This is a genomic window from Pseudomonas sp. TH31 (genome assembly GCF_016650815.1).
GTDB lineage: Bacteria > Pseudomonadota > Gammaproteobacteria > Pseudomonadales > Pseudomonadaceae > Aquipseudomonas.
The window spans coordinates 1-17,414 of record NZ_JAEKEZ010000029.1 but is presented as its reverse complement, the minus strand read 5'-3'; the positions used below and the strand labels follow the sequence as shown (position 1 = coordinate 17,414).

Below are 17,414 nucleotides of genomic sequence, written 5' to 3'. Positions count from 1 at the left end.
ATGAAGCCCGAGCACATGAAGCTGCTCCGGGACAAGCGTTGGCGGATCAACAATCTCTACTTCATCAACGATAAGCAGGGTAAGAAGGTCCGCTTCCGGATGACGGACGAGCAGATCGAATACTTCGACGGGATGCACACCCGGAACATCATCTTGAAGGCTCGGCAGCTTGGCTTTACTACCGAGTGCTGCATCATCCAGCTCGATGCCGCGTTGTTCGAGTCTGCCAAGTGCGCGCTGATCGCTCACACCCTGAACGACGCCAAGCGCCTGTTCCGGGAGAAGGTGAAGTACGCCTACGACAACCTGCCGGCCGAGATCCGCGCCGCCAATCCGGCGAGCAACGATTCCGCCGGTGAGCTGGTGTTCAGTAAGGGCGGCTCGGTCTATGTCTCCACTTCATTCCGAGGCGGCACACTGCGTTACCTGCATGTGTCTGAGTTCGGGAAGATCTGCGCCAAGTTTCCACACAAGGCCCGCGAGATCGTCACCGGTGCATTTGAGGCCGTGGCCACCGACTGTTTCGTCACGATTGAATCGACGGCGGAAGGTCGGGCCGGCTACTTCTTCGATTACTCGCAGAGTGCGGAACGTCAGCAACTGGCTGGTGTGACCTTGGGCTTACTGGACTGGAAGTTTTTCTTCTTCTCCTGGTGGAAGAACAAAGCCTACTGGCTTGACCCGACAGACGTGGTCATCCCGCAGCGCCTGTCCGATTACTTCAGCGAACTGCACGCCAAGCACGGGATCGTCACCGATGACGGCCAGCGCGCCTGGTACGCGGCCAAGGAGAGGACACTCGGCGACGACATGAAGCGGGAATACCCATCGATCCCGGTCGAAGCCTTCCAACAGTCGGTCGAAGGCGCCTATTACGCGCAGCAACTGACCAAGCTCTACGCCCAGCAACGCATAGGCGTGATGCCGGACAACAGCCACCTGCCGGTGATGACCTTCTGGGATATCGGCGTCAGCGACTCCACGGCCATCTGGTTCGTGCGTCAAGTCGGCACCGAATATCACGTCATCGACTACTACGAGAACTCGGGCGAAGGCCTGCGGCACTACATGAAGGTGCTTAAGGACAAGGGCTACACCTACTCCGAGCACTGGGGGCCGCACGACATCGAGAACCGCGAGTTCGGCAGTGATGCGAAGACTCGTAAAGACATTGCTCGAGAAGGCTACGAGATCGATGGTCAGGTCTACCGAATGACGTTCCAGGTTGTCCCGAAGATAGGGGTGGACGATGGCATTGAGCAGGTTCGCGAGATTCTGTCCAAGTGCGCCTTCGACGAATCGAAGTGCGAAGGGGGCATCACTGCGCTCGAGAACTACCGCAAAGAGTGGGACGACAAGAAGGGCTGCTGGAAAGACAAGCCACTGCATGACTGGACGTCCCACGGCTCCGACGCATTCCGGTACTTCGCTGTCGCCAAGAGCGCGAGGAAGCCGGCCACGAAAATCAAAATGGGATTTGCACGCTGATGAGCGACGTCACTTTCACTCGCCCCGAGTACGTCGCGGCGAAAAACCGCTGGCGCCTGGTGCGCGACGTCTGCAAAGGCTCGGAAACCATCAAGGCAGCAGGCGACCACTACCTGCCGCGACCGAACGCGTCGGACGAGAGCGCAGACAACAAGGCTCGCTACGACGCGTACAAGAAGCGCGCCGTGTTCTACAACGCCACGGGGCGGACGAAACACAGCTTGGTAGGCGCGGTCTTCCGCACATGGCCAACGCTGACGATTCCCGGCGCACTCGACTACGTGTCCAAGGACATCGACGGGCAGGGCGTGAGTGTTTACCAGCAGTCGCAATCGGTCATCGGGCATCTGCTCGAAGTCGGCCGCCATGGCCTGCTGGTGGATTACGCTGCCGTGAAGTCGGGCAGCGTGAGCAAGGCGGACGAGCAATCAGGTCGGGCCAGGGCAAGCGTTGCCAGCTACGTCGCCGAATCGATCATCAACTGGAAGACGCGCAAGGTTGGTGGTCAGCACCTGCTGAGCCTGGTCGTGCTGCGTGAAACGGTCGACATCGATACCGATGATGGTTTCGGCAGTGAGGAAGCTGTGCAGTACCGAGTGCTTCGGCTCGATGCTGCTGGCGTCTACACGCAGGAAGTCTGGGAAGAGGGCAGCAGCACCACAACGATGGTCACGGCTCCTTTCTCGCCGCTGAATGGCGCCGGCCAGCAATGGAAGGTGATCCCGTTCCAATTCCTGGGCAGCGAGAACAACGACACCAGCATTGACGACTCGCCGCTGTACGACATGGCCGAAATCAACATCGGCCATTACCGCAACAGCGCTGATTACGAAGAGGCTGCCTACCTGGTGGGTCAGCCTCAACCGTGGATGTCCGGGCTCAGCGATCAATGGCGCGACCATCTGGAGGGACAAGGCATCTTCCTTGGATCGCGCGCGCCGTGGTTGCTCCCACAAGGTGGGGCGTGCGGAATGATGCAGGCTCAGCCGAACACCGTGGCCAAAGAGGCCATGGACGGCAAGAAAGAGGACATGGTGTCGCTCGGCGCCAGGCTGATCGAGCGGGGCAGCGCGGTGAAGACCGCCACCCAGGCTGACAACGACAGCGCCGCCGAACACAGCGTCCTTTCGCTGGTGGTCAGTAACGTCAGCGAGGCCTACAGCCAGTGTCTGGTCTGGATGGCCGAGTTCACGAACGCTGCCGGTGAAGCACTCTATAAGCTCAATCAGGACTTCAGCCAGATCAGCCTGGACGCAACGATCCTCACCGCACTGTTCAACGCAGTGCAGGGCGGCAAGCTGCCGGCGGGCGACTTCTGGCAGTACCTGCGCGATCGCGGGGTGATCAATCCCGAGAAGACCGACGACCAGATCCGCGACGAACTGGAAACTGAAAGCCCTGGGCCCGCTCTGGACGACACCGAGGTAATCCCGAATGGCAGCCAACCAGGCAATCCTTGATGCCACGATTCGGCACGCAGTTTTCCTCGAGCAACTGAAGTCGGGGAGGTCGCCAAGTTCGGGCCTTTCCTCAAGGAGATTGACCGCTCGATACGTGAGCGGCTGACCCGGACCGATCTGACGGATTACACCGTGGCCCGCCTGGAACGGTTGCTGAGTGAGGTCGATAGCCTGCTGTTGGGCATCTTCAATCGGTACAGCGAGAAGCTGAACCTCGACCTGGTCGATATTGCCAACTACGAAGCCGAGTTTGAGGCGACCAGCCTGACCCGGGCGGCGCCGGTTGGCGTCTCGTTCGATGCGGCGGTGCCGGGTGCTGCCGCAATCAGGGCGGCCATCCTCGGCAACCCGCTCAGCGTGCGCGGCGCTGATGGCGGCAAGCTGCTCAAGTCTTTCATTGATGGCTTTACCGCCACTGAGCGGCAGCGCCTCACAGGCGCGATCCGGCAGGGCTTCTTCGAAGGCCAGACCAACTTCCAGATCATCAAGAACATTCGGGGCACCAAGGCGCTCCAGTACAACGACGGCATCCTGGCCACGACCAATCGGAATGCCGGTGCAGTTGTTCGGACTGCGGTGCAGCACGTCGCCACCCAGGCGCGCATGGAGACGCTGAAAGAGAACGCCGATGTCGTGCAGGCGGTGGAGTGGGTCAGCACCCTGGATACGAAGACGACCAGCCAATGCCGGACGCTCGACAAGCGGCGGTTCAAACTGACCGAGGGTCCGCGCCCGCCGATCCACATCAACTGCCGCTCGACGGTGGTGGCAGTCACGCGCTTCAGCGCTCTGTTCGCCAAGGACGCCACGCGGGCATCCATCGGTGATGACGGTCCGCAGCAGGTCCGCGCGGACCTCAGCTATTACGACTGGCTAAAGCAGCAGCCGGCGGCGTTTCAGGACAAGGCTATCGGCCTGGTCCGCGCCAAGCTTTTCCGCGAAGGCGGCCTGAGCATCGAACGATTCTCCGAGCTTCAGCTTGATCGCAATTTCAAACCTCTGACCCTTTTGCAGATGCGAGCACTTGAACCGCTTGCCTTCGAACGGTCGGGCATCAAATAACCTGGAGACATTCATGACTCAGCGCTTCATTGGCACCAAAATCATTCTAGCTCTGGCCATGACCCGGCTCGCCTACAACGCATATCGCGGCTGGGAACTGCCTGCCGATGAGAACGGTGCGGACGACGGCTATCTGGTTGAGTACACCGATGGTGGTGCACCAAACCACCCAGACCACACCGGGTACATCAGTTGGTCGCCCAAGGCGCAACTCGATAACGCCTATCGGGCAACTGATGGCATGAGCTTCGGTTTGGCTGTCGAGGCTCTAAAGAAAGGCTTCAAGGTCGCGCGCGCTGGCTGGAACGGCAAGGGCATGTGGCTCGTGCTCGATCCTGGCTCGGTTGTCAGCGAGGCCCGTGAGGGTAGCGCGTACCACAAGGCCGGTATCACTGGCGCATTCACAATCAATCCTCACATCAACATGAAGACAGCGACCGGCGAGATGCAGCCGGGCTGGCTCGCCTCTCAGACCGACATGCTCGCAGATGACTGGCAACTGATCGATTGATCCACCTTTGATTTCTACAAGCCGGCCATGAGCCGGTTTTTTCATATCTGCGGGCAGGGCCTGCAAATCGTCTCTGGGAGACAAGCACATGGGTTTGAAATATCAGCTGGACACTCTGGATGGTCTCGATGACTCCGCTAAAACGCTCTACGTCGAGAAAGACGGCAAGTACGTCCTCGGCATCGAAGGTCTGCCGCAGCCCGAGGATGTCTCGGGCCTGAAGTCCAAAGTCCAGGAACTGCTGGACGAGAAGAAGACTGCCGACAAGGCCCGCAAGGACGCCGAAGACCAAGCCCGCCTGGAGCGCGAAGAGAATGCGCGCAAGTCCGGCAACGTCGAAGAGCTTGAAAAGTCCTGGTCCGAAAAATTCAACCGTCGCGAAGCTGAGCTGAACGGCATGCTGGAACAGGAGCGTGGAACGCTGAGCACTCAGATCCGGGATCTGACCGTCGGCCGTACCGCTACTGATATCGCGTCTGCCCTGGCAATCCCAGGTAGCGCCAAAGCCCTGTTGCCGCACATCGAGCGCCGTTTGAGCGTCGAGCAGCGCGACGGGAAGCCTGTGGTGGTCGTGCTCGACGCCCAGGGCAAGCTCTCGGCGGCAACGCTGGATGAGCTGAAAGCAGAATTCGCAAACGACACGGCGTTCGCGCCGTTGATCGCGGGTAGTAAGGCATCTGGCGGCGGGGCCGGCGGTGCTGGAGGTGGCGGCGGGGCCGCAAAAGGAAACATCGGCGGTACCAAAGCAGAGCGCACGGCGGCAATCGCGTCCCGGTTCTCTGATCTCCCCTAAATTAAGGATTTGACCCATGTCCCTGTCTCAAATGCAGGTTTTCAACGATTACATCATGCCAGCGACTCTCGAGACGCTGGACCAAATGCTGGAGGCGTTCAACGCAGCCAGCAACGGCGCGATTGTGCTGTCGCCGAATGGCTTCACCGGTGACTTCCTGCAAGAGTCGTTCTTCCAGAACCTCGGTGCAGCTCAGCGTCGCGTGAACCGCTACGGCGCCAACTCGGTGGTGACTCCGGTCGACCTGACCGAACTGCAAGACACCACCGTGAAAGTGGCAGGTGGCTTCGGTCCGATTCGTTACGAGCCGTCGCAAATGACCTGGCTGCAGCGTCCGACTGCGCAAGGCGTTGAAGTCGCTAGCCGCGCCTTCGCTGAAGTGCTGCTGAAGGATCAGCTGAACACCGCGATCGCTGCACTGGTGGCGGCCATTACTGCGCAAGCAGGTGCGGTGAATGACGTGTCGGCCACTCTGGGTATCTCCCAGTCCGGTCTGAACAGCGCGCACGCGAAGTTCGGCGACGCCAGCCAGAATCTGGTTGCTCAAGTCATGCAGGGCACCACCTGGCACAAGCTGGTCGGGCAGGGCCTCGCCAACCCGAACAACCTGTTCCAGGCCGGCAACGTTCGCGTTGTCGACATCCTCGGCAAGACCTCGATCGTCACCGATGCGCCGGCGCTTGCTCAAGCCGGCACGCCGAACAAGGAAATCATCCTGGGGCTGTCGGCTGGTGCCGCGCTGGTGCACGACAACCGAGACATCATCTCGAACGTGCAGACCAACAACGGTAACGAGCGCATCACCACGACCATCCAGGTGGACTACACCTTCGGTCTCGGCATCAAGGGTTACACCTGGGATGTCGCAAACGGCGGCAAGTCGCCATCCAGCGCCGCGCTCGCCACCGGCACCAACTGGGACAAAACCGCAGCCAGCATCAAGGACACCGCCGGTGTTGCTCTGATCGGCGACGCCTCCAAGTAACCACCTGATGACTGCGCCGGGGCATAATGCCCTGGCGCAGCGGAGTGACAGTGATGACTGATAACATCTGGTATCTGCCGGGCCCGTTCCACCGCTACGAAGATGACGTGAAGGCAATCGCCAAAAAGGAAGGCCTGATCATCATCGATGCCAATGTCACGGAAGACCGTGGCGGCGAAGTCGAGAAGCCGCCGAAGGCTACGCTGAAGGCTGAGTACCGCGCCGCACCTGCGAAGGCAGGCGCTGACCTGAACAAACCCAAGGACTGACCCATGCTCATCATCGAGGACGGCACCGGCAAGCCGGACGCCGAAAGCTATGCATCCGCCGAGGACTTGGCCATGTACGCCGTGAAGTTTGGCGCGGTCATTCCTGCCGATGTTGTCGCGCAAGAAGCACTGCTCCGCCGGGCCGCCTTGGCGATGGAAGGCAAGACTTGGAAGGGGCGCAAGACGGACAGCGATCAGGCCCTGGCTTGGCCGCGCCGAGGTGTCGAGCTAGATCAGCAGATCAAGCCCGACAACTACCTGCCGGCGCGAATTCAGTACGGCCAGATGGCTTTGGCTGCTGAGATTCATCAGGACGATATCGACCCGGTGGAGAAGCGCAAAGGTGCAATCACCCTGGAGCGTGTCGAAGGCGCGGTAACTCGCGAGTACGCGACGATTTCCAACACCAGTGGCCGACTGTTACCGGCGGCGCCAGATCGGCCGAGCGCAACGCAGTTTGCGGATTATTTGCAGAGGCGGGGGCTGTTTGCCGTAAGAGCTTAAAGTCCAAGATCCGTTTCGAGTATTAGTGCTCCGTACGTTTTAACAAGACCATCTTTTCCACCCGCCACAGCCCCTGCTAGTGCTGTCGACTTTGGTCACCTTTGCTACCCAAGCAAAAGGGAGTCAGGATTTCGCAGTGGCCGGCTGCGATGCTACGAACTCGGTCGCAATCGTGATCCCGGTAGGCCCCTATAACGAATCGACATCCTTCCAGTTAGAAACAGAGATGCTTTCGGGAGTTGCGCGTGTTTACAACTACACACGCACTTTCGCGGCCAGTCTTTCCACCAGTGGAACCATGCGTTTAATGGTCATAAGGTTTGCCTGATGGCGAGTTACGGACTTAGCTTTATCAACAACAGCAACCAGGTGGTGATCGATTCCGAGTTCGCCCGCCTCAACGTTATCTGTAGCGGCCGATACGCGCCGACGCAGGAGTCCGGACTTGGGTCAACTACTGCCTTTCCTCGAGTTATCACCAGTCAAGAGCCACCGCTGGTCTTTTGCCGGCCTGACACAGGAGGTATTGCCGGTCTCACTGCGATGCAGATCATCGGTTCAGCGGGGAACTGGACCGGATTTTACGTTCGGGCGTACGACGTAAATACAAACCAGCCGAACGGTCGGTACTTCGCGGCTACTTTCGGTGCTCAACCAGCCGCAACTTATGGGATGCGATTGTGGGATGGTTCTTCCAAGTTGCTGTTTGACTCTGGCACTCCTACTGCTCTGTTCACGCGAGCGTTTCAAAACTGGACCTATGTCCGATCCGAAACCACCGCGACATCTAGCACGCGAAGTTTTTACACGGTGTCATTCAACTTCCCAGAAAACGAATATCTGCTTATCAACACGTTTGGTATGAACATGGTGACCGGTTCACCCTCTGGGCGTTTAGTAAAAACCCTTTGGAGTTTTAGCACGGGGACGCTCTACGCCGTCACTGACGGTTTCAACAATCCCTTCGCATTTTTCATGCCGGCCGTTTTCGCAAAACTCGCCGTTTAACCTCTTTATATAGGACTCAACTATGCCCTGGCACAGACTGGGAACGGTTTCTGTTACCCAAAATTCCACAACCGTCACTGGCGTCAATACCGGTTTTGCAGCAAATACCGGGTTGGGGACGCCTTCATTGGACCTGATGGTCGCCAGTACGAGCTTGGAAACGTCGCAAGTGACACGGTGATCTCGATCCTTCCACCATATCTAGGGCCGACAGTTGCTGGCGCCAGTTACGCAATAACACCAGTACAGGGTTATCAGAAGGGTTTGTCCGACCAGGTGCGCGATTGGGTGAATACTTACGGCCCGAAGATGGCCGCGCTCGGCACCACCGGTAACTACGACGTCTTGCCGCTCGCAAAGGGCGGCACAGGGCGAACCGATGGAAGGGCAAAGTTTGCTGAAGTCGCTATAACCTCTGCGGCGGCGCTGTACACGGTACAAGGCCTATGCATGGGCTGGAGTCCGACTGGGCAGGGGGACGGGCAATTTGTGGTTAACCGGGGCAATGGATCTGGCGGGTTCATCTGGAGATCGGTGAACGCAGATAACACCGCAACCGGGCCGAATATGTCCTACAGCTACGATGGTGTTTTAGCGGTTCCGCTTGAGCTGCAAGTGCCAAAAATTACCGGCATGAGCACGCCTCTATCTGTAGCGCAAGGCGGCACAGGCGGTAATACTCAGGCAGCAGCAAGGACCGCGCTCGGGTTGGGATCCGTGGCAATCGAGAGCGTTGTTCCGACCCAAAAGGGCGGCACTGGCAGAAGTGACAATCGCATAGCTGCAGTGGAGGTAGGAGTCACCGCGCCGGCCACATTTTACGGATCGCAACAAGGCCTATACATAGGCTGGAATCCGACTGGGCAGGGTGACGGGCAATTTGTGGTTAACCAGGGCAGCGGCGTTGGCGGCTTCACTTGGAGGTCGGTAAACTCAAACAATACGGCGTCCGGGCCGACCATGGCCTACACCTATGCGGGCAACCTGAACGTGCCGGGCGCGGTAAGCCAAGGTTCTGATCGCCGGTTGAAAATCAACGACATTGAGATCACTGACGGCCTTGATCGAATTATGGCGATCCGGCCGGTTGAGTTCGATCGCCGTGACTTCCTCGATTCCACGGAATATCCGCACCACGAGGTCGGCGTAATCGCGCAGGAGCTCTTTGAGGTCGCTCCGCTACTGGTTACCCCTGCGGACCCTGACTCGGCCGAGGACATCTGGCGCGTGAATTACACCGGGCTGATTCCTTACCTGGTGTCTGCGATCAAAACCTTGAAGGCTGAAATTGAAGAACTGAAGTCAGCCTCCCAATAGACCCAACTGAAAAACAAAGCACCCGCCATCGAGCGGGCTTTTTTTTGCCTGGAGAAAAGTGATGACTGCAACCGAGACGCGCGGAGTGCGCAACCGCAACCCCGGAAACATAGACTACAACCCAGTCAACCAGTGGCAGGGCCAGCTCAAGCCCGATCCCGCTATCGAGAAGCGCTTTGCCAGATTCGACGTGCCCGAGAACGGTATCCGAGCCCTGGGCAAGTTGTTGCTGACGTACCAACGCAAGCACGGACTGAAGACGGTGACGGCGATGATCAGTCGGTGGGCGCCATCGGTAGAAAACGACACTGCCGCATACGTGCGCGCCGTCGAAGAGAACACCGGTACCAAAGCTGGCGCTGAGATTGATCTGGCTATGCCGGCGGTGATGCGGGGCTTTGTCAAAGCGATCATCCATCATGAGAACGCCGGGTTTGCTTATCCGGATTCGGTGTTGGCTGAAGGTGTGCGGAGGGCGCTGGTGTGATGCCGTTGCCGTGGAAGTTGATCGGCGGGCTTGCTTTGGCGCTGGCCATCGCCGCCGGCGCATGGCAGGTCCAAGACTGGCGCTACGGAAAGCAGCTCGCCGAACAGGCACGGTTGCAGGGCGACACGCTAAATGAACTGACCCTGGCAGCCGCCACCCAGCAACGGAACGAGCAGGACAAGCGCCTGGCGCTTGAGCAGCGCCTGTCGGCCAGCGACCAAACCCACCACAAGGAACTGACCGATGCTCAAACCAATCAGGCTCGCCTGCGCGATCGCCTTGCCACTTCTGATTTGCGGTTGTCAGTCCTCCTCGACGCTGCGGATCCAGCCGGTGGCTGTTCAGTGCCAGCCGGTGCCGAAGCCGTCGGCGTGGTTCATGGAGGAGCGCGCGCCCGACTTGACCCAGCGCATGCTCAACGAGTTATCGCCATCACCGACGCCGGCGACCAGGGACTGATCGCCCTGCAGGCGTGTCAGGCCTATGTCAGGGCGTTGGTGCGTTGAGGATGGTGAAAGCCAGGGCGCTTGGCATGCTCAGCGCTGCAATGAGGTCGTGAACGCCGGTGTACTCCGACAGTCTTCCGCACATAGGCACTTCTCTATCTTTCGAAATTCCCCACAAAAACTAACGCAAACTGGTGCTTTTATTGGCATGTTGACGGTTGCGCTCTTGGCTTGTCGGTGTATGCGCAACTATCACCCTAGATTAAGAGCAGCCTTTGTTAATTCCTGTTGCTGATTCATGTGTCTAGTAAAAAGTCGAGTCCTATTTGAATTGGTTTTTATCGTTGTTGGCGATAATGGCGCTATAATTAATAGCGGATAGAAGTTTGAAAATTAGCATTTAGAATGTTGCTTGTAAATTTTGACAGAGGCGTTTTACCAAACTTTAATGGATAAGGCGTATCCAAAGATTGGATTCGTGTAACAGGGAGAGGCTCTTGTTAAGAGCCTCAGTGCATATGGAACTTAGGAAATAGGGAAATTAAAATGTCTGAGCTAGCCAAAAAAGTAGCTTCGAACCTAGAGGCATCACCTGCTCGCAAAAATGTCATCCTCTACAACAAGGACGGCATCACGATCTTCATGGCAATGCCCGTTACAGTGAAAGTCAATCAGAGCCTAGACGTGTGCTACGACTGCGCTCCTGTTTTGACGAACAGCACTGGCTTTCCCGTCGAGTCAGCGGAGTTCACCATCACACTCAATAATGTGAGGAGTAACGGCGGCACGAAAGACGAGATCCTGAGCGTGCAGTGGTGGGACCCACAAAGTCTCAAGCCGTACCGGACCATGACTTTCAAGTGTGGTCCGGTTGCGGTCGGTAAAAACGGCGCGTGTCAGCCCACCACTCCTACGTGCTCTCAAATCCTGTGCCACACCACAGTGACGAGCGGGTTCGGCACGCAGACGCTCCAAAATACCCTGAGCGTTGTTTCGCTCACTTATAAACCCACAAACCCGACCTCTGATATTGGAGATGGACCGGATATCATTATTGGCTAGTTGATTTGCGATCGCGAGGCCCAGAAGTCAGGGGCTCGCGGTCGTCCCTGGCTCTAGGGGCTGGGGTAAGACCTAGAGCTGAATCTTGAGTTTAGACAATCGTTTTTGATTGGGATCTCAGGTCAGCAAGCTTCTGCCGGAGGTAATCCGCTTCTCGTCTGTTCGATCCTGCTCTGGTGGTCCAGTCGCTTATCTCCTTGCGCTTGCCGCCACTTCGACACCTCTCGTTGCCAGGTATCCCCTGAAATCTCTTTTAGCGGCCTCTCAGCATCTGCCAGCATTTTGGTCAGCCCTGATATGTCCTCGCGGGCTTTGCGCAGTTGTAGGGTCAGCTCCTGGATTTCATTTTCCAGCATGCGGTTGTAGTGTGCGATGGTTTCCAGTTCTGTCGGGCATCCAAGCCAGTCGCTGGTGTCTTCAATGTCGAGATGGTTCACGGTAGTGCCTTATTTATACTGTTCGGATATACAGTAATCGAGGCGCGAGGTTGGGCGAGGGTGAGGCGACGAGGTGTAGGTTTTGAAGTGACGAACGCTAGGCAGGGACGCCTAAGAAGGGAATGAAGCTTGTACCAATTTTTGTACCAATGACCGTGTAATGAGGGTGTAAACCGGGTATTCCAAAGTAAGGAAGTGCCCGGTTTCATTGGCCCTGAGTACTTTGCCTTACCCCTTTAGAATCGCGGTGTAATTCTGTTCCAGGGACATGAAACTACCTGTGGGATTTTACGCAAAGGCCAAGGGTACGGTGGCGGACACGACGCTGCAAGCATGACGCATCAGCTTTACTCGTCTCGACCTTCCATCATGGTGCGTTTGAGCATCACATACACCGCACCGGCGCCGCCGTGTTTCGGTTGGCACGAGGTGAAGCCAAGCACTTGGGAATGCTGGCGCAGCCAGGTGTTGACGTGGCTTTTGATCATCGGCCGCTTGCCGTCCAGGCGCACGGCTTTGCCGTGAGTGACGCGCACGCAGCGGATTTCGAATTTGGTGGCTTCGGCGAGAAAGGCCCAGAGGGTTTCCCGAGCCTTTTCCACGTTCATGCCGTGCAGGTCGAGGCTGCCTTCGAAGGGGATCTGGCCAATCTTGAGTTTGCGTATCTGGCTTTCCTGAACGCCGTCGCGTGCCCACATCAACTCGTCTTCCGGGCCGACATCGATCACGAACTGATCCGACAGCCCGTCAACGGTGGTGGCATCGGTGCGCACGGTGGCGGCCTGACGCAGCTTGGCGATTTGCGCGCGGTCGCTCTTGGGTTTTCCGGTTTCGGCGCGATCGTGCTTGATCGGCTTGATGCCTTGGGTCGCACTTTTAAACAGGGAAAAATCGTCGTCTTGCATGTCAGCCTCCGCGAAGGCCGCCAGTTTACCCAAGTCGAGGCGCCATCCATAACAATTGGGCCCGCCAGATTGGCGGGCCGTTGATTCAGTCGTGTTTTTTCATTAGGTGCGGGGATATATTCAGACCCTGCGACTGGCGCGAGCGCCGGCGGCAGCGGCGCCAGAGCCACACGCCGATGTACAGCACAAACAGGCCAATCGCCAGAATCACGGCGGCCCCGACCCGGTTGGTATTCAATTCGCCCATGGCGGGCGCGTGGCCGAGCAGGCTGGCGGCACCGGCCATGGCGAGCAGCACACCGCCCATCGCCAGCAGGGCGGCAATCGCTGCGCCGAATCTGTAACGCCAGTTGCTTCGGCCTTTGGGCCGCAGGCGGCGTGCGTCAAAACCATCGGATAACTTCATTCCGACCTTCCTCAATGGGTATCGGCCCTTCGACCGGGAGTTGTCCGGGATGTTCCTGAGGCTAAGACAATTGCAGAAAATGAGAGGCTTTTGTGGATGAGCGGCGGGATTAGCCGCTCATCTGGCGTCGATCAGATCAGATCGTGGGTCAGGGCGAGGGTGGCGAAGTTGTCTGCCATGATTGCCATTTCGGTCTGCTGAACGTGCTCGGCGCTGAGTACACCGCCCTTGTAAGGCAGGTCACGGGTGGCACAGGCATCTTCGACCAGGGTGCAGCGAAAGCCCAGGTTCTTCGCGGCGCGCACGGTGGTGCTGACGCTGGAATGGCTCATGAAACCGCAGACGATCAAGTCCAGGGAGCCCAGTTCTTGCAGGCGATCGTACAGCGTGGTGCCGTGGAACGCGCTCGGCAACAGCTTGCCGATGATGGTCTCGTCGGCGTGTGGCTCCAGGCCCGGGATGAACTCACCGCGCTCGCCCTGTGGATCGAACAGCCCACCAACGGTGCCGAGGTGACGCACGTGCACGATCGGCCGACCGGCTGCGCGGGCCGCGGCCACGATTTGCTTGATGTTTGCGACGGCAGCATCCATGCCGCTCAGGGCCAACGGGCCGCTGAGGTATTCTTTCTGAGCATCGATGATGATGAGGGTCGCCTGGCTCAGTTTGGCCGCCGGGTAACCGCGACCGCTGAGTTGAAACATCGTTTGTGGAACGGACATTCTGGGGCTCCTTGGAGTGGGGCTTTTGCGACATTGTCCTCTGGCTGAGCGGTTCTGTGAATCGCTACCATCGCAGGCACCGTCGTTGCTGGCTTACAGCCTTGTCAAGCGGCTCTTTTTGTTCAATAGCCAACCGAAAAAAATGGACAAGTCCTACATCTGCTCCGGTGTTTTTCCCGCGTCGTCGTCAAGCGTTTTGGCTGTTAGAATCACCAGTCGTTTTTTCTGCCAGTCGTTTCATTTGGAGTTGCCCCCGTGATCACTTCCCGACTTCGTACCCTGCGTGACCATATCCGTTGGGCCGTCAGCCGCTTCCATGGGGAGGATCTGTTTTTCGGCCATGGGACCGACAATGCCTGGGATGAAGCCCGTCAACTGGTGTTGGGGGCGTTGCACCTGCCGTGGGAAATTGCCGACAGCTATCTGGACTGCAATCTGGAAGACGATGAGCTGGTCAATCTGCAACGCTTGCTCAGGCGTCGTATCGAAGAACGCATTCCTACCGCTTATCTGTTGGGCGAGGCCTGGTTCTGCGGCATGTCGTTCATCGTTGATGAGCGGGTGCTGATTCCGCGCTCACCGATTGGCGAGCTGATCGAAAAACGCTTCGCTCCGTGGCTGGGCACCGACCCGGCGCGGATTCTTGACCTGTGCACCGGTTCCGGTTGCATCGGTATTGCCTGCGCCTACGAGTTCCAGAACGCCGAAGTGGTGCTGGCCGACCTGTCGTTCGAAGCGCTGGAGGTGGCCAACCAGAACATCGAGCGCCATGGCGTCGATGAGCGGGTGTACACGGTTCAGGGCGATGGTTTTGATGGCTTGCCGGGTCAACGTTTCGACCTGATCGTGTCGAACCCGCCCTACGTCGATGCGGAGGATTTCGCCGACATGCCGGACGAATACCAGCACGAACCGGAATTGGGCCTGGCCTGCGGTGATGACGGTTTGAACCTGGTTCGCCGGATGCTCGCCGAAGCGGCGAATCACCTGACCGAGAAGGGCTTGCTGATTGTCGAAGTAGGCAACAGCCAGGTTCACGTCGAAGCGCTGTACCCGGAAGTCGACTTCGCCTGGCTCGATTTCGAGCGCGGTGGGCATGGGGTATTCATGCTGACCGCAGAGCAGTGCCGCGATCATCAGGCGGTGTTTGCTTCCCGCGTTTAACCGTTAGAACGCTTTCGCGGGCAAGCCTTGCTCCTACAGGTTTTGTGTGTGCTGCGTCATTGGGCACGACACAAAACCTGTAGGAGCAAGGCTTGCCCGCGATGGCCGCACCGCGGTCTCAAGCCTTTAACGGTGTGTCGCAATCCAGATCAACAACCCCGCCTGAAACACCGCAAACGCCACCAGGCAACTGATGGTAAAGCGCAGCCCCGCGTCCTCGCGCTTGTACTTGGTGACCTTCTCTTCGTGTTTCTTGAGCTTCACTTCCTGCTCGGCCAGGTTCTGCTCGGCCTGCTGAAGCATCTGCGCCGCTTCGAGAATTTCCACCTGCTGCAGCTTTTCGGTATTCCAGTCGGTCAGCAAATCGCCGACCTGCACCTCTTTGACGCTGCCCTTCAAATGCTGGGCGTCGGCGTAGACCACATCAAAACCGTGCACCCGCAAAAAGTGATCGCGGCGCAGGCGCGTGTCTTCGTTCAACGCATCCTTGTTGTTCAGGTCGCTGCCGTCGACGGTGTAGCCGGGCCAGCGTTTTTTCGCCCAGCAAATGCCTTGAGCCGCCAGGTAACGGCCGATGCCACGGTTCATCGGTTCGATCTGCAAACCGCTGGCCGGCCCGAAATGCACGCGTTTGGTTTCGTGATCGACCCAGACGTCCAGATGATTCTGTTCCTTGCGCACCCGCTGGCCCGGCAGCGTGATGGTCATGCGCATCAGGCTGTGTTCCTTGCTGTTGCGCTCGGCGTAACCGAACTCGACAAAGCGCAGTGGCCGGCCACCCGTGTTGCGGTCGGTCTGCAACGGTGCCAGGCGGAGCATCTTGTGGTGCTCGACGTGGACGTCCGCCCACGGCAGCTCGACCACTGGAGGTGCGTCTTTTTCAGCGGTGGTGTCGGGTGAAGTCTGGGTATCAGTCATAACGGCGAGATCCTGTCCAAGCGCTTGCCGCCAGTCATGGCGCTGGCGACAAAGGCTTATCGGCCGTTTTTTTCAGGACTAGAGGGCTAGGGGGCGTTCAACGGGTGCGAAGTCCGTCAATAAACTCGATGATTCGCGTGCCCAGTTCTGCGGCCAGCGGCAAATTAGGGTCCTTGTAGGACGCCAATTGCCGTTTCACGTCGTTCGGCACGATGCGCATCACGTGGTTCATGCCTTCGATCACTGCCAGTGTGGCATCGGGTTTGGCGGCTTTGAGCGCTTTGGCATCGCCGACACCGACTTGAATGTCATGGCTGCCCTGAACAATCAGCGCCGGCATCTTCAAGCGGGCGAAGGCGGCCGAAGGATCCTGGCGGAACAGCGAAATCAGGTACGGCTGCACACTGGGACGGAAAATCACCTCCAACTGTGGAGGTACATTATCGTCGGTGTGCCCGGCCTTGAGGCTGTCGAGCAGCTCATTGCTGCGCAGCATCAGCGGTGGTGGCAGGCGATTGCCCAATTGTTGGCGCAATACCTCATCGACCGGACGGGCGCTGCCAGACAGGGAAATCACCCCCGCCGCATCAGCACTCGGCGCCGCCAGCGTGGCAATCAACGCACCTTCGCTGTGGCCGAGCAAAATCAACTGGCCAAAGCGTGGGTCGGTCTTGAGCTTCTGGCTCCAGGCTTCGGCGTCGGCCACATAGGCTTCCACCGACAAATTGCGCTCGTCCGGCGTCGCGGCCAGGCTCGCCGCCACGCCGCGCTTGTCGTAGCGCACGCTGGCGATGTTGTGTTTGGCCAGCACCCAGGCCAGCCGCTTGAGGCTGTCGTTGCGCCCGCCGTCGGGGTTATTTCCGTCACGATCCGTCGGGCCGGAACCGGAAATGATCAGGACAACCGGTACCGGCGTGTCGGATTTTGGCAGCAACAGCGAGCCGAAAAGCTCCCCGGTACCGGTATTCAAAGTGATTGGGCGTTGCAGGACAGTGGCCTGGGCAAAGCCGGTAAACAGGGTAAGGCTCAAGGCTAGAACTCGCAGCATCATCACGCCATCATGAACAAGATGCCGGTTGGACTCGCAGGCACCCATAAGGTTCGAGGATGAACTACTTGGGTAGCCTGCGTATACTGGCGCGCATTACGTATTCAGGTTCGATTTCACGGAGCGTCCCGCATGTCCGGCAATACCTACGGCAAGCTGTTCACTGTCACCACCGCTGGCGAAAGCCATGGTCCGGCGTTGGTCGCCATTGTCGACGGCTGCCCGCCGGGTCTGGAGATTTCCCAGGAGGATCTGCAGCGTGACCTTGACCGCCGCAAACCCGGCACCAGCCGCCACACCACCCAGCGCCAGGAAGCCGACGAAGTCGAAATCCTCAGCGGCGTGTTCGAAGGCCGCACCACCGGTTGCGCCATTGGCCTGTTGATCCGCAACACCGACCAGAAGTCCAAGGACTACTCGGC

Annotated in this window: 20 protein-coding genes and 1 pseudogene; 15 read left to right on the top strand and 6 right to left on the bottom strand. The window is 58.6% G+C overall.

Annotation, left to right across the window (positions count from 1 at the left end; genetic code table 11):
• The 13 genes and pseudogenes from JFV26_RS19300 to JFV26_RS19240 all read left to right on the top strand — a co-directional run bounded on the left by JFV26_RS19300 (position 1) and on the right by JFV26_RS19240 (position 11,392).
• Positions 1-1,488, top strand: a complete 1,488-nt coding sequence (locus JFV26_RS19300) for a terminase (RefSeq protein WP_201194717.1) — start codon at positions 1-3, stop codon at positions 1,486-1,488.
• Positions 1,488-2,948, top strand: coding sequence for a DUF4055 domain-containing protein (locus JFV26_RS19295; protein ID WP_201194715.1), 1,461 nt, complete (start codon positions 1,488-1,490; stop codon positions 2,946-2,948). Before JFV26_RS19300 ends, JFV26_RS19295 begins: the two co-directional genes overlap by 1 nt.
• Positions 2,923-4,010 (top strand): annotated as a pseudogene (locus tag JFV26_RS19290) (minor capsid protein). The gene JFV26_RS19295 and the pseudogene JFV26_RS19290 overlap by 26 nt, the downstream one beginning before the upstream one ends.
• A gap of 13 nt (positions 4,011-4,023) precedes the next feature.
• Positions 4,024-4,521: a DUF2829 domain-containing protein gene (locus JFV26_RS33715; protein WP_242487870.1), complete on the top strand. Its 498-nt coding sequence runs from the start codon at positions 4,024-4,026 to the stop codon at positions 4,519-4,521.
• 88 nt (positions 4,522-4,609) lie between these two features.
• A complete protein-coding gene (locus tag JFV26_RS19280; protein ID WP_201194713.1) occupies positions 4,610-5,314 on the top strand; it encodes a hypothetical protein in 705 nt (234 codons plus the stop codon).
• A gap of 16 nt (positions 5,315-5,330) precedes the next feature.
• Positions 5,331-6,299 (top strand): major capsid protein, encoded by a 969-nt coding sequence (locus tag JFV26_RS19275; RefSeq protein ID WP_201194711.1) that lies wholly within the window; start codon positions 5,331-5,333, stop codon positions 6,297-6,299.
• 53 nt (positions 6,300-6,352) lie between these two features.
• Positions 6,353-6,568 carry a hypothetical protein gene (locus JFV26_RS19270; protein ID WP_046047652.1) on the top strand — a complete coding sequence of 72 codons (216 nt, stop codon included), beginning with the start codon at positions 6,353-6,355 and terminating at the stop codon, positions 6,566-6,568.
• A gap of 3 nt (positions 6,569-6,571) precedes the next feature.
• Entirely contained in the window at positions 6,572-7,072 is a 501-nt protein-coding gene (locus JFV26_RS19265; RefSeq protein WP_201194709.1) for a DnaT-like ssDNA-binding protein, read from the top strand.
• A 324-nt stretch (positions 7,073-7,396) separates the two neighbouring features.
• On the top strand, positions 7,397-8,080 hold the full coding sequence (locus tag JFV26_RS19260) for a hypothetical protein (protein ID WP_201195857.1): 684 nt from the start codon (positions 7,397-7,399) through the stop codon (positions 8,078-8,080).
• A gap of 288 nt (positions 8,081-8,368) precedes the next feature.
• Positions 8,369-9,397: a tail fiber domain-containing protein gene (locus JFV26_RS34490; protein ID WP_201194707.1), complete on the top strand. Its 1,029-nt coding sequence runs from the start codon at positions 8,369-8,371 to the stop codon at positions 9,395-9,397.
• A gap of 61 nt (positions 9,398-9,458) precedes the next feature.
• On the top strand, positions 9,459-9,884 hold the full coding sequence (locus tag JFV26_RS19250; protein ID WP_201194705.1) for a structural protein: 426 nt from the start codon (positions 9,459-9,461) through the stop codon (positions 9,882-9,884).
• Positions 9,884-10,390, top strand: a complete 507-nt coding sequence (locus JFV26_RS19245; RefSeq protein WP_201194703.1) for a lysis system i-spanin subunit Rz — start codon at positions 9,884-9,886, stop codon at positions 10,388-10,390. The genes JFV26_RS19250 and JFV26_RS19245 overlap by 1 nt, the downstream gene beginning before the upstream one ends.
• A gap of 486 nt (positions 10,391-10,876) precedes the next feature.
• Entirely contained in the window at positions 10,877-11,392 is a 516-nt protein-coding gene (locus JFV26_RS19240) for a hypothetical protein (protein WP_201194701.1), read from the top strand.
• 122 nt (positions 11,393-11,514) lie between these two features.
• On the opposite strand, the gene JFV26_RS19235 is transcribed toward JFV26_RS19240, so the two are convergent.
• From JFV26_RS19235 to JFV26_RS19220, 4 genes are all read right to left on the bottom strand, one after another.
• Positions 11,515-11,829: a hypothetical protein gene (locus JFV26_RS19235; protein WP_342215468.1), complete on the bottom strand. Its 315-nt coding sequence runs from the start codon at positions 11,827-11,829 to the stop codon at positions 11,515-11,517.
• Between the two features lie 347 nt (positions 11,830-12,176).
• Positions 12,177-12,734, bottom strand: a complete 558-nt coding sequence (locus JFV26_RS19230) for a Smr/MutS family protein (RefSeq protein WP_201194699.1) — start codon at positions 12,732-12,734, stop codon at positions 12,177-12,179.
• 85 nt (positions 12,735-12,819) lie between these two features.
• On the bottom strand, positions 12,820-13,140 hold the full coding sequence (locus JFV26_RS19225) for a hypothetical protein (RefSeq protein WP_201194697.1): 321 nt from the start codon (positions 13,138-13,140) through the stop codon (positions 12,820-12,822).
• A 131-nt stretch (positions 13,141-13,271) separates the two neighbouring features.
• On the bottom strand, positions 13,272-13,862 hold the full coding sequence (locus tag JFV26_RS19220) for a cysteine hydrolase family protein (protein ID WP_201194695.1): 591 nt from the start codon (positions 13,860-13,862) through the stop codon (positions 13,272-13,274).
• 255 nt (positions 13,863-14,117) lie between these two features.
• Here JFV26_RS19220 and prmB point away from each other — a divergent pair, with 255 nt between their 5' ends.
• Complete coding sequence (prmB, locus tag JFV26_RS19215; RefSeq protein ID WP_201194692.1) at positions 14,118-15,026, top strand: 50S ribosomal protein L3 N(5)-glutamine methyltransferase; 909 nt, start codon at positions 14,118-14,120, stop codon at positions 15,024-15,026.
• Between the two features lie 126 nt (positions 15,027-15,152).
• Here the strand turns inward: prmB and JFV26_RS19210 are convergent, their stop codons facing one another.
• Positions 15,153-15,944, bottom strand: coding sequence for a hypothetical protein (locus tag JFV26_RS19210; RefSeq protein WP_201194690.1), 792 nt, complete (start codon positions 15,942-15,944; stop codon positions 15,153-15,155).
• 97 nt (positions 15,945-16,041) lie between these two features.
• The gene (locus JFV26_RS19205; protein ID WP_201194688.1) at positions 16,042-17,040 is read right to left on the bottom strand and encodes an alpha/beta hydrolase; all 999 of its coding nucleotides are present in this window, start codon (positions 17,038-17,040) and stop codon (positions 16,042-16,044) included.
• Positions 17,041-17,124: 84 nt separating this feature from the next.
• On the opposite strand from JFV26_RS19205, the gene JFV26_RS19200 reads away from it, so the two are divergent.
• Positions 17,125-17,414 (top strand): chorismate synthase (locus JFV26_RS19200; protein WP_201194686.1); only part of this gene is annotated, 290 nt, incomplete at its 3' end.

Excerpts from the sequence above, each read along its gene's own strand:
- JFV26_RS19205 (WP_201194688.1), bottom strand. The coding sequence starts at position 17,040 with ATGGGTGCCTGCGAGTCCAACCGGCATCTTGTTCATGATGGCGTGATG.
- JFV26_RS19230 (WP_201194699.1), bottom strand. The coding sequence starts at position 12,734 with ATGCAAGACGACGATTTTTCCCTGTTTAAAAGTGCGACCCAAGGCATC.
- JFV26_RS19240 (WP_201194701.1), top strand. The coding sequence starts at position 10,877 with ATGTCTGAGCTAGCCAAAAAAGTAGCTTCGAACCTAGAGGCATCACCT.
- JFV26_RS19295 (WP_201194715.1), top strand. The coding sequence starts at position 1,488 with ATGAGCGACGTCACTTTCACTCGCCCCGAGTACGTCGCGGCGAAAAAC.
- JFV26_RS19275 (WP_201194711.1), top strand. The coding sequence starts at position 5,331 with ATGTCCCTGTCTCAAATGCAGGTTTTCAACGATTACATCATGCCAGCG.
- JFV26_RS19210 (WP_201194690.1), bottom strand. The coding sequence starts at position 15,944 with ATGACTGATACCCAGACTTCACCCGACACCACCGCTGAAAAAGACGCA.
- JFV26_RS19270 (WP_046047652.1), top strand. The coding sequence starts at position 6,353 with ATGACTGATAACATCTGGTATCTGCCGGGCCCGTTCCACCGCTACGAA.
- JFV26_RS33715 (WP_242487870.1), top strand. The coding sequence starts at position 4,024 with ATGACTCAGCGCTTCATTGGCACCAAAATCATTCTAGCTCTGGCCATG.
- JFV26_RS19265 (WP_201194709.1), top strand. The coding sequence starts at position 6,572 with ATGCTCATCATCGAGGACGGCACCGGCAAGCCGGACGCCGAAAGCTAT.
- JFV26_RS19220 (WP_201194695.1), bottom strand. The coding sequence starts at position 13,862 with ATGTCCGTTCCACAAACGATGTTTCAACTCAGCGGTCGCGGTTACCCG.
- JFV26_RS19250 (WP_201194705.1), top strand. The coding sequence starts at position 9,459 with ATGACTGCAACCGAGACGCGCGGAGTGCGCAACCGCAACCCCGGAAAC.
- JFV26_RS19280 (WP_201194713.1), top strand. The coding sequence starts at position 4,610 with ATGGGTTTGAAATATCAGCTGGACACTCTGGATGGTCTCGATGACTCC.
- JFV26_RS19245 (WP_201194703.1), top strand. The coding sequence starts at position 9,884 with ATGCCGTTGCCGTGGAAGTTGATCGGCGGGCTTGCTTTGGCGCTGGCC.
- JFV26_RS19225 (WP_201194697.1), bottom strand. The coding sequence starts at position 13,140 with ATGAAGTTATCCGATGGTTTTGACGCACGCCGCCTGCGGCCCAAAGGC.
- JFV26_RS19300 (WP_201194717.1), top strand. The coding sequence starts at position 1 with ATGAAGCCCGAGCACATGAAGCTGCTCCGGGACAAGCGTTGGCGGATC.